Origin of the sequence: Atopobacter phocae ATCC BAA-285 (assembly GCF_000526675.1) — a bacterium.
Classification (GTDB): domain Bacteria; phylum Bacillota; class Bacilli; order Lactobacillales; family Aerococcaceae; genus Atopobacter; species Atopobacter phocae.
Genome location: NZ_JAGN01000047.1, coordinates 1 through 11,424 on the forward strand (window position 1 = coordinate 1; position 11,424 = coordinate 11,424).

The 11,424-nt window shown below is 33.6% G+C and carries 13 protein-coding genes; 2 read left to right on the forward strand and 11 right to left on the reverse strand.

The genetic code is table 11. The features are described from left to right. The 3 genes from L866_RS0107220 to ccpA form a co-directional block, all read right to left on the reverse strand. A partial coding sequence (locus tag L866_RS0107220; protein WP_025730572.1) for a helix-turn-helix domain-containing protein occupies positions 1 to 321 on the reverse strand: 321 nt, incomplete at its 3' end. Between the two features lie 80 nt (positions 322 to 401). Further along, a complete protein-coding gene (locus L866_RS0107225; protein WP_025730574.1) occupies positions 402 to 1,814 on the reverse strand; it encodes an MATE family efflux transporter in 1,413 nt (470 codons plus the stop codon). A gap of 145 nt (positions 1,815 to 1,959) precedes the next feature. Next, a complete protein-coding gene (ccpA, locus tag L866_RS0107230; RefSeq protein WP_025730576.1) occupies positions 1,960 to 2,964 on the reverse strand; it encodes a catabolite control protein A in 1,005 nt (334 codons plus the stop codon). Positions 2,965 to 3,224: 260 nt separating this feature from the next. On the opposite strand from ccpA, the gene L866_RS0107235 reads away from it, so the two are divergent. Further along, on the forward strand, positions 3,225 to 4,319 hold the full coding sequence (locus L866_RS0107235; protein WP_169729077.1) for an aminopeptidase P family protein: 1,095 nt from the start codon (positions 3,225 to 3,227) through the stop codon (positions 4,317 to 4,319). Positions 4,320 to 4,373: 54 nt separating this feature from the next. On the opposite strand, the gene L866_RS09125 is transcribed toward L866_RS0107235, so the two are convergent. Beyond that, positions 4,374 to 4,919 carry a YtxH domain-containing protein gene (locus L866_RS09125; protein WP_025730580.1) on the reverse strand — a complete coding sequence of 182 codons (546 nt, stop codon included), beginning with the start codon at positions 4,917 to 4,919 and terminating at the stop codon, positions 4,374 to 4,376. A 51-nt stretch (positions 4,920 to 4,970) separates the two neighbouring features. After that, entirely contained in the window at positions 4,971 to 5,468 is a 498-nt protein-coding gene (locus tag L866_RS0107245; protein ID WP_025730582.1) for a DUF948 domain-containing protein, read from the reverse strand. A 222-nt stretch (positions 5,469 to 5,690) separates the two neighbouring features. Here L866_RS0107245 and L866_RS0107250 point away from each other — a divergent pair, with 222 nt between their 5' ends. Further along, positions 5,691 to 6,554 (forward strand): mechanosensitive ion channel family protein, encoded by an 864-nt coding sequence (locus tag L866_RS0107250; protein WP_051452877.1) that lies wholly within the window; start codon positions 5,691 to 5,693, stop codon positions 6,552 to 6,554. A 45-nt stretch (positions 6,555 to 6,599) separates the two neighbouring features. On the opposite strand, the gene L866_RS0107255 is transcribed toward L866_RS0107250, so the two are convergent. The 6 genes from L866_RS0107255 to L866_RS0107285 all read right to left on the reverse strand — a co-directional run. Then, positions 6,600 to 7,106: a YfcE family phosphodiesterase gene (locus L866_RS0107255; protein WP_025730586.1), complete on the reverse strand. Its 507-nt coding sequence runs from the start codon at positions 7,104 to 7,106 to the stop codon at positions 6,600 to 6,602. 9 nt (positions 7,107 to 7,115) lie between these two features. Beyond that, complete coding sequence (locus tag L866_RS08775; RefSeq protein WP_051452878.1) at positions 7,116 to 7,751, reverse strand: XTP/dITP diphosphatase; 636 nt, start codon at positions 7,749 to 7,751, stop codon at positions 7,116 to 7,118. After that, positions 7,748 to 8,563 carry a glutamate racemase gene (gene murI, locus L866_RS08780; protein WP_035446398.1) on the reverse strand — a complete coding sequence of 272 codons (816 nt, stop codon included), beginning with the start codon at positions 8,561 to 8,563 and terminating at the stop codon, positions 7,748 to 7,750. Before murI ends, L866_RS08775 begins: the two co-directional genes overlap by 4 nt. A 289-nt stretch (positions 8,564 to 8,852) precedes the next feature. After that, positions 8,853 to 10,100 (reverse strand): ABC transporter permease, encoded by a 1,248-nt coding sequence (locus L866_RS09130; protein ID WP_025730590.1) that lies wholly within the window; start codon positions 10,098 to 10,100, stop codon positions 8,853 to 8,855. Continuing rightward, positions 10,093 to 10,992 carry an ABC transporter ATP-binding protein gene (locus tag L866_RS0107280; RefSeq protein WP_025730592.1) on the reverse strand — a complete coding sequence of 300 codons (900 nt, stop codon included), beginning with the start codon at positions 10,990 to 10,992 and terminating at the stop codon, positions 10,093 to 10,095. Before L866_RS0107280 ends, L866_RS09130 begins: the two co-directional genes overlap by 8 nt. Positions 10,993 to 11,184: 192 nt before the next feature. Then, on the reverse strand, positions 11,185 to 11,424 hold a 240-nt coding region (locus L866_RS0107285), incomplete at its 5' end, for an IS3 family transposase (protein WP_025728974.1).

Below are 11,424 nucleotides of genomic sequence, written 5' to 3' on the forward strand. Positions count from 1 at the left end.
ATACTTTAAAACCCAGCTTCTTACAGTACTATCTGATGGGATATTATACTTCATAGCGAGCTCTAAATAAGAGGCGTCATCAATCAAATGTTCGTCAATAATTTTCTTCTTAAAAACCTCAGAATAATTGTTATTGGTACCTTTTGATATTAAGGCCGAAGGCCCATGTAATCTATACTTATTAAGATACTTTCGAAAGTTTTTATCATTTAATTTTAAGCCATAATTTTCCTGTAATTCTACATAGGGTATTCCACTGATTAAATAGAGATCAATAAAATACATTAACTCATTAGCCGAATGACGTTTATTTTTACGCATGAAAAAATCCCCCTAAAATAGTTTTACTTTTTCAAGTGTCTACTTTAGGGGGAGCATATCAAACCGTTAATCCTTTTTTATTATGATAGTACAATATTTTTCCACACACCTGAGTTAAATCGCCACCGAATCATAATTGATCGAATAAGTTGATCAGCTAAAACAGCATACCAAGCTCCAGCTAATCCTAAATTAAATTTATAAATTAAAACATACGCCGTTAATACACGTACACCTAATATACAAATTAAAACAGAAATCATCGGAAAAATCGTATCTCCTGCACCTCTTAATGCCCCCGCTGTCGTTAACTGAGAACATTGAAAAGGCTGAATAACTGCGATAATAGCCATTACCATACCAACATTCTTTATAATCGCCTCATCTGACGAATACAACGCACCAATCTGTTCACCTAAAAAGAAAAATAACAAGCCCATAAACAAGCCAATCGCCATTGCTACTTTACTCGTATAACGTGCATATCGTTCCGCTTGATTGGCTCGCTCTGCCCCTAATGCTTGTCCGACTAAAGCACTTGATGCAATTCCTAATGCTGCTCCTGGTGTAAACGTCAAACTTGTTATATTTAAAGAAATTTGATGGGCGGCTAACACAACCGTTCCCAAACCAGCCACCATTCTTAAATATAAAATAATTCCTAATCTTAAAATCAATTGTTCACCTGCAGAAGGTAGTCCAACTTGAACCACACGTCTCATAATATGTCGATTAAAACGAAACGGTTCAAAGGGATTAAACGGTAATTTGCTCTTGCCTAATGAGACATAAATAAATACTAAAGCAGCGCTTATTACATTCGATAGCATCGTCGCAAATCCAGCTCCACTCACACCCATTTCCGGAAAAATTGAATACCCATTAACTAGTAATAAGGATAAAATCATATTCATTCCATTAGCAACAATATTTACTTTCATGGGAATGCGTGTCTCTCCAATTCCTCTTAAATTTGCCGACAAACTTAATGTAATCGATAAAAAAAGAAATCCAATTATTACCCATTTAAAATAAGTTAAACCAACCATTAAAGCATCTGGTTCGGCACCTAATGTGACTAAAATTTCTTCTTGAAACACAAACAAAATAACAGCTAAAGGAATCGCGACAAAAAAGAACGATAACACTAAAACATGTTTAGCCACTGTTTCTAAGCGATCTAACTTTTTTGCACCGTAGTATCTTGAAATCAATGCGGTTCCTCCAACACCCAATGCTTGAATTAAAGCTAAAGAAATTAAAATTGGTTGATTAATCATACCAATAGCCGCAACACCCGCCGCTGCAGAATATTGCTGGTTATTATAATTCCCCACAATCATCATATCAACCATTCCAAATAAAGAAGCTAATACTAACTCCAGTAAAACAGGCCAAGCAATCGCAAAAATCTTTTTGCGCATCTCGTTGTATGATTCTTCTGGAATGATCTGATTATCCGGATCATCTATTTGACTTTGCATTTCTATCATTCGTCCTCTCTTTTATTATCTCATTAATATGGTAGTGTAGTCCTTTTAAGTTTTCAACTATTATACTTTTCTCGAACGGACTATTATATACAAAAAAAATCGCTACGTAAACCGTAGCGATAAAATTTACAAACCATTTTTAAAATTATTGTCCTGTTGTTCCGCCTTCTTCAACTTTGTATGGCAAAATGACTTGACGGTCATCCACCGTTTCACTGCTCATTAATTTAGTTAATAAGCGCATCGCAACCGCTCCAATGTCATATAATGGTGGCGCAATACTTGATAATTTAGGTCGAACAATTTGTGTTAATTTCGTATGGTTAGCTGTATAAATCATAAAGTCTTCTGGTACGCGTACATTTTGATCAATCAAACCGTTTAAAATACCAGTTGCAACTTCATCATCACATACAAAAGCAGCTGTAATGTGAGCGAGACGTAATTGGTCACTTACAACTTCGCCAGCCATATAATTATTATTCACTTCAAAGACGAAATTCTCATCGAATGGAATTCCTGCCTTTTTCAATGCAGATTTGTATCCTTCTAAACGATATGCTTGATTAATTGGATCGCTCAATTGATTACATACAAATGCAATTTTTGAGTGCCCTTTTTCAATCAATTGACTCACAACTTCTTCTGTTGCTTCTACATAATCTATATTTACCGTTGCAAATTCATTTTCTGGATCAACTGTCCCAGCTAAGACAACTGGTGCTTTCGTACGAGCTAATTCGCGACGCATATCATCTGTCACATAATTACCCATATAAATCACACCATCAACTTGCTTGTTTAATAGCGTATTTAGTACTTGAACTTCTTTTTGATTGTTTTGATCTGAATTGGCTAAGATAATATTGTATTTATACATCGAAGCAACATCGTCAATTCCACGCGCTAATGTTGAAAAATATAAATTAGTTACATCTGGAATTAATACACCAATAGTAGTGGTTTTCTTACTTGCTAATCCTCGTGCTACAGCATTTGGACGATAATCTAAACGATCAATTACTTCTAAAACTTTTTTTCGAGTAGCTGGTTTTACATTGGCATTGGCATTCACTACACGAGAAACAGTCGCCATAGACACACCTGCTTCGCGAGCAACATCATAAATTGTAATGGTTTGCTTCTCCACAAAAATAACCTCCTTCAAGGTAACATATATATACAATTTAGCACTGCTAAACTATTTATGCAAGCGCTTTAATGTTTTTTTTCATGATTTTTCAGAAAAAATCTTCAAAACTTTAAAAATGTCAATTAAATTTTATTAGAATAGTGTATGATAAATATATATATGAATTGATTAATATTAATACAGCAATCTGTATATTATAAATTAAATTATATGAAAAATCAATCATAAGTACTTTAATTTTAGAAAGAAGGATGAATATGTCCCTATCGATTAAAGATTGGCTAACAACTAATCAACAAACAGGTGCTCTCTTTACATCAAAAGAGGCCATTCGTGATTTAGCAGGCTACGAAACAGACCCACACGAACGTATTATTGCTTATTATATAGATGAGAGTGGCGCACAATTTTTATTTGTACCATTTTTAGAAGAAAATATGGCAAAAGAAAAAGTTCTTTCAATGCCTGTCTATAGCTATCAAGATGGAGAAAATCCGTTTAATAAAATTGCCCATCAAATTCATCAATTACAAAAACAATCAAATATGACGATTGCTATAGAATATGATCACTTTAATTATTATTATCTTAAATCCTTTGAAGCAGCTCATCTTAATTCTTGGGGGGCTGATCTTTCCCGTTGGTTAGAAGAAAAAAGAATGATCAAATCAAAAGAAGAATTAGGCCATTTGTTTGCTAGTGGAAAAATCGCTGAAAAAATGGTGCAGTTCATTCGTGATCATTTAGTTGAAGGCGTAACCGAAATTGAGCTCGTTCAACAAGCTGAACTCGCAATGCGCCAACTTGGTGTGAAGGAATTTAGTTTTGGAACCATTGTCTTATTTGGTGATCATGCTGCAGATCCGCATGGTGAACCTGGTCAGCGACAGTTGCAAAAAAACGAATGGGTTCTTATGGATTTAGGAGTAATGTGGGAAGGTTATGCGTCAGATATCACACGAATGACATTCTTTGGAGAAAAAGATGTTGACTCATTAGACAATCAAAAAGTATATGATGTCGTCCTCCGCGCACATCATACAGCGATGCAACAAGCTAAAATAGGAATGACAGCCAGTGAACTTGATCAAATAGCTCGTTCGATTATTGAAGAAGCAGGATATGGTGATGCGTTTATTCATCGATTAGGCCATGGAATTGGGCGGACTGCTCATGAATTTCCTTCAATTGTTGGCGGAAATGATTTAGTTCTAAAAGAAGGCATGTGTTTCTCTATTGAACCTGGTATTTATTTATCCAATCAAATCGGAGTGCGTGTTGAAGATTGTGGCGTACTTACAAAAGACGGCTTCCAATCTTTTACTTCGAGTCCTTATGCTAATGAATTATAACGAACATCAAAAAAGCCATTAAACAATTGTTTAATGGCTTTTTGTTAAAACAAATTATTTGTTCATTTTGTTTTGTACATCTTCTTTTACTGCTTCTGCTTTTTCTTTTGCAGTTGCTACTACTTCTTCAGCTGTGTCTTTTAATTTTTCGGACGATTCTTTAGCTTTTTGTACAGTTACTTTATTAACTCCATTAACTTCCTTGCCAGTATCTTTAGCTACTTCTTTTAAAGTTTCAACTTTTGTTTCTGTTGTTTCTTTAACATTTTGAATTGACTTTTGAACTTCATCTTTAATCAATTCAAAATCTACTTTTAAATTTTCTGAAGAATCACCTAATTGTGTACGTACATTTTCAGCTGTATCTTTAATATTAAATTTAATATCTTCCGCTGCATCTTGTGCAATACGAGATAATTCAGTCCCACGTTCTACTGCAATTTGGCTGTACTCATCTAATTGGTCTCTATATTTTTCTAATTCATCAGCTAATTCTTTTCTTAATTCTTCACCTGATTTTGGTGCAAATAATAATGCTACTGCCGCTGCAGAAACTGCCCCAATTGTTGCCCCTAATAAAAATCCACCTTTTTTACTCATCATAATCGCTCCTTTAATCTTTTATTTTAATTTATCATCTGTAAATCGTTATTAATCATAAACTTTGATGTTTGAAAGTTGTGGCTCTTCTACTTCAACTTTAACTTCTTGAACATGACCAGATGCTTTTTCTTTACGGCCTTTCCTTAAAGCGAGAGCTGCACGAGATAATTTTTGTAAATTAGTTGGTGCTGTATGTTTTCTTAAATTTTTTGAAACTAATGATGCCGCTAAATTGCGACTCGTTTGATTAACATCAGAGACAGATACACCAATATCTCCAATCGCATTGAACAATGGATCAGTCATGGATAACTTACCATTAACATCATCAACTAACATATTTGTTTTATTCAATAAACCTTCTACTTCAACAGATAAATTGTTTACATCTTTCGTCACAATTGAAATTGTTTGGTTCACTTCTTTAACAGTGTTTTCCAACTCACCAATCACATTTGCTACTTTTTTTAGATTGATGATTATAAATACTACTAACGCTACAAAAGCTAATGCTGCAATTAATCCAGCAATTTCTCCTATACTCATTTATCTTACCACTCCCATCTAGATAATTATACTTATAATTGGATTATCACAATTTAATGATAGCATGATAATCTAATCGTTTCCAATAATATATACTCGTTCCTAAAAAAAAATGAATATATCATTTATTTCTTCGATTGACCAAAACATACCCTTTTCTTCTGATTTACTGAAATATTTGTTATACTAGGTTATGATTAAAATACAAATAAGGAAGATTATATGGAAAATTCATTTTTACAACTCAAAGAGCTAATGAATACATACGTTTTAGATAATTGGCAAAACTGGCTCATTATCAGTTTAACGACCCTATTTAAATTAATTGCTTTTATTTTAGTTTTTTATTTTATCAAAGTATTAATGCAGTACATTGTTCAAAAAGGGTTCAGTAGTTACATGGTTCGAAGTAAACAGTCGTCCAGTCGTTCTAAAACTCTATACGCGTTACTTAAAAACTCGATTCAATATATTTTTTACTTTATTATATTATATGGGTGTTTATCCATATTAGGTTTTCCTGTTTCTACATTACTTGCTGGAGCTGGAATTGCTGGTGTTGCAATCGGTTTAGGTGCAAAGGATTTTCTAACTGATGTGGTCAATGGCTTCTTTATCTTATTAGAACATCAATTTGATGTAGGAGATGACGTCACATTTGGTGGAATTAGTGGTATTGTCGCAAATGTAGGAATTCGAAGTGCTAAAGTGATTGGATTTGATGGGACAACTTATTATATTCCTAACCGTGAAATTATGATTGTCTCGAATCATTCACAAAGTGATATGCGTGCAACAATGGATATTAATATTTTACCTCAGACGTCAATCGAAGATTTACGACGAGTGATTGATCAAGTCAATCAAAAGGTCATTCCTACTTTATCCAATGTGCAACGTTTTCCTGAACATCTTGGCGTATTATATCGTCCAAACGGTCAACTGTATTATCGAGTAGTCTGCTTTGTAATCCCTGGTGAACAGTATGCTGTTCAAAATAAATTAATGGAAGCTTATGTTGAAGCACTCCATCTTGCAAATGTCAGTCTACCACAGAGTAATCCCATTGCAATAGTCGATCAATAATATTAAAACCACTTGTTTACTTAAAAATAAACAAGTGGTTTTTCTTTAACGATTAATGTGACGAGTTAACCCGTCGATTTTAATTCCTTCATCATTGTAATAATCAATTTGAACATGTTGAGGTGTAACATCCACGATACAAAAAGTTTTTAAAGAAGAATAAGGTCCTTTAGGTAGAGAGATACTACCTGGATTAATACAAATGACACCATTCATTTCAGTTACATTCAATATATGAGTATGTCCATAACAAGCAATTGAACAGTTCATCTCTCTTGCTCTTTGACTTAACTCCTCAACATTTAAACGTACACCTAATTGATGCCCATGTGCTACATAAATGGAATCTTTAACGATTTCTAAAGGGAAAGCTCCGTGAAAATCCGTATTTCCTCGTACCGCCAACACCTGTTCAAATACTTCATCACGATCATCAAATTCTGAATCCCCACAGTGAATAAAATAATCCACTTGATGACGAAAGCGATGCATTAACTCACGCATCGGTTCTAATTCCCCATGATTATCACTAATTACAAAGTATTTCGTCATAACGCCCTCCTATTTAAGGTCCGATTCATCATGAGACAAGTTATTCAACCATTGAGGCAATTCTTTCAACAATTGCTTGACTGCTATGGCGCGATGACTGATCTCATTTTTTTCTGAAGCATCCATTTCACCAAATGTTTGCACTCTCCCGTTTGGTAAAAATAAACTGTCATAACCAAACCCATTTTCTCCTCTAGGAACCGCTGCAATGCTCCCATCGATACGTCCTTCAATAACTAATGATTCATTACCCGGATAGCTTGCTACAATTACTGTGTGAAATGAAGCAGAACGATCCGTTGTTTCTTCGCCACCTAATTCAGCTAACAATTTGGCATTATTTCTTGCATCATTTTTCGGTTCTCCCGCGTATCGAGCAGAATAAACACCCGGCTGACCATGTAAAGCCTTTACAGCTAATCCAGAATCATCGGCTAATACAATTCGTCCGGTTTGTTGTGCAATAGTCTCTGCTTTTAAGCGAGCGTTTTGTTCAAATGTAAATCCCGTCTCTTCAACGGATGGTAAATCAGGATAATCTAATAATGTTTCTATTTGAAGTCCTAATGGTTCAAAGAGTACTGCTAATTCTTGTGCTTTATGTTGATTCGCTGTTGCAATGAGTAATGTTTGATCTAATTTCATTTGAATTCTCCTAACGTAATTTGTTGAACATGTTCAATTTCCATTTGTAACCATCGTTCAGCGATGGTTTTAAAATGTGTGACATCACCTGTTGTTAAAAAACGAACGTTAACAGGGGGCCTATCATTTTTTTGCTCAAATACGTCTAATGACTGGCTCATTTTTTCTTTTAGAACATAAGCAGTTTCGTAACCTGAATCAATCAATCGAATATTAGGTCCCACTGCTCGTTGAATGACAGACGATAATAACGGGAAATGGGTACATCCTAAAATCAATGTATCAATTGATTCATCCATTAATGGCTGTAAGGTGCGTTCAATAATAGGTAGTGTAATCGATTCATCTGTCATATTACGTTCCACAAGATCCACAAAGTTTTGTGTCGCTAAATCAAAAATATGAATGGATTGATCAAGCAGTTGAATCGCCTCCGTATAGCTTTTACTTTGAATCGTATTTTTAGTTCCAATCACGCCAACTCGCTTTGAATTTGTTGTTTGAACAGCTTTCTTGGCACCTGGTTGAATGACACCTATTAATGGAATATCATATAACTCTTTTAGTTGATCTAATGCTACGGCAGTCGCCGTATTACACGCAATCACGATTGTTGATACTTCTTGACTAATTAAATAATCAATCATTTCTTTGGTAAACTGATAGATTTCTTGCGTGGGTCGAATACCATAAGGACATCGTGCATTATCCCCTAGGTAGATAAAATCTTCACCGGGCAAAAGACGCATCGCTTCTTTTAAAACCGATAAACCTCCTACGCCTGAATCAATAATTCCGATAGTCGATTTCATACAGTACCTCACTTTAATTTACTCATTATTTGAATATTATTTTAACACATTATGAAGACAATAAAAAACAGGAGGGATAATTCCTCCTGTTCTTACATCAGTTAACTAATTATCTATGCATTGCTTCGCATTAGTTCACGAATTGCTCCTAATACAGGCATTATCAATAACACTAACTTAATAATATTTTTTATTTTCTTTATACGTTTTTTCATTTCTTATCACCTCATAAAGAATATTTACTCTTTAGATTATGACATACCTACTAGAAAAAAGTAAAATTATATACTTAGTTTTTCCGATTGTTTCTTTTTAAAACAAGTGCTTCTTTAAACGCAGTAAAGATATTTCCACTTGAATAAACTAATACACTTGCTTCATAGAACCATACTGAGAATATCGTGATTAAAACGGTTGATAAAAAGGTTAACCCCATACTTAACCATACATAACCCGCTGTAATGGTTTCGCTTGCAATTCGAAACGGTATAATGAATGGTGATAATAATGGAATATAGCTTGCAACAATTACAACCATGCTATTTGGATTACTAATCGCATACATACAAATATAGAAACCTAAAATAACAAATATTGTAAGAACAGATATTGCTTTTGGTACATCCTCTGCCCGGCTCACCAAGGAACCTAAAAATGATGCAAGAGAAACATACATAAATATCCCAAAGATTAGGAACAGTACACTAAAGCCTAATTGCTTACTTAACAACTGATTAATCACTTCATCTGGTACATTGTTATGAATAAACTGATTCACAAATGGGATAAAGTAGGTAGCGCTGATTAATACAGTATAAATGAAGATTTGTAACATCACTGCCATAACAATTCCAATCATTTTACCAAGTAAATTAGAGGAAGCTTTCATACTTGAAAGAATAACTTCCATAATTCGCGTCCCTTTTTCGGAAGCAATTTCTTGAGCAATTATATTTGAATAGGTTGTTATAAACATTAATAAGAAGAATGCAAACACATAGGCAATCCCTGTATGAATCATTCGAGTAATATCATCATTTGCTTCTTTTTTCTCAAAATTGATTCGTTCATTTTTTATATAAACTTGTGCCGATTTTATTTGTGTAATATCTTCTTCTGTGATATTTAATCTTTTGGCTGTATCATTTATAGATTTTTGACTTAAAATTGTTTCAATATTACTCAAATTAACATTATCATCTGTGGTCTTTTGATAAAAGATTGGTGAAAGTGGATCAGATAAGTCCATATATCCACTAATTTCATTCGCTTTTAATTTTTCACGCGCTTCTTTTATATTTGAATCAAATTGAATAACAGGCTGTTTCATTTCCTTTAATTGCTCTTTCAATTGATTATCAGTCGTCACAACCGATATCGTTGCATCTTCTGTACCTTTCATATCTTCAGAAATATAATACCCTACTCCAGAACCAACGATTAAAAAGAAAAACGGAGCAATAACCATCCATAAGTATGTTCCTGATTTTATATTTTTAAAAAAAACATTTTTTGCTACAAACCACATTTTATTCATTGGATTCACCTACTTTCATTCGGAAGATTTCATCTAAAGTTGGTGGTTGCTGACTGAATACGGGAATGTATCCGTCTTTCGTTACAAGATTAAAAACCTCTTTCCCTACTTCTTCACGATTTAATAATAAGCGATAACGATTAGTTCCAATAGATTGAACATGGTTGACCCCATCAATTAATTGTAATTGTGAAGCAGGTAATGGTGTTTCAACGACTAATTTCAAGCGTTCAAAACTTGATCGAATTTCTTCAATTGTTCCATACAAAATACGTTGTCCCTTTTTTAGCATGGTTAACCGATCACACATTTCTTCCACATTATCCATATTATGACTGGAAATAATAATAGCTGCACCAGATTGTTTCACATCAATAATTGCGTCTTTTAACATACTAGCATTGACTGGATCTAAACCACTAAATGGTTCATCTAATATAATTAACTGTGGTTCATGAATCAATGTCGTAATAATTTGGACTTTTTGTTGATTTCCTTTTGACAATGATTTAATTTTATCTTTTCGTTTACCTTTTACTTCAAATCGATCCATCCATGCGTTAATTTTAGGCTCGATTTCACTTCTTTTCTTACCTCTTAGTTCTCCGAAAAATAAAATTTGTTCTTCAATAGAAAGTTTAGGATATAATCCACGTTCTTCCGGTAAATATCCAATTTGATTATAAACTGATTGGTCCAGTTTCTGATTATTCCACTTCACTACTCCTTGATCAGCCGTAATAAAGTTTAGCATTAATCTAAAAGTAGTTGATTTTCCTGCACCGTTTTGACCAATTAATCCCATGATTTCTCCAGGATTCACTGTCATATTCAAGTCATTTAAGGCTTGAACTGTGCCAAAACGTTTTGATAGATTGTTGATTTCTAGCATTATTTCACCTCTCTCTTTTTTTTACAATAAAACGATTTCAGTTTACTTATATATTATACTATACCGCATGATTAAATTATATATTTATTCACAAAAAAAACACTGCAAGCTAATGTGAACTGCTCCCTGTCAAGTAGACAGGTAAAAAAATAAATTTTATGCACCTATGGTTTTTCATCCATAGGTGTTTTTTTATGCTGGAATAGCTAAACCCATCTTTAATGTGATTCGTTTAGTGTTAAAGAAATGAATATATTGATCAATATCTTTTGTTAAACTTTCAAATGTATCATATTTATTTAAATAATATAATTCTGATTTGAGCATGCCAAAAAAGTTTTCCATTGGACCATTATCGATACATTTTCCTACACGTGACATACTTTGAATGGCTTGGTGATCCTTAATAAATTGAGCGAATGCATGAGAGGT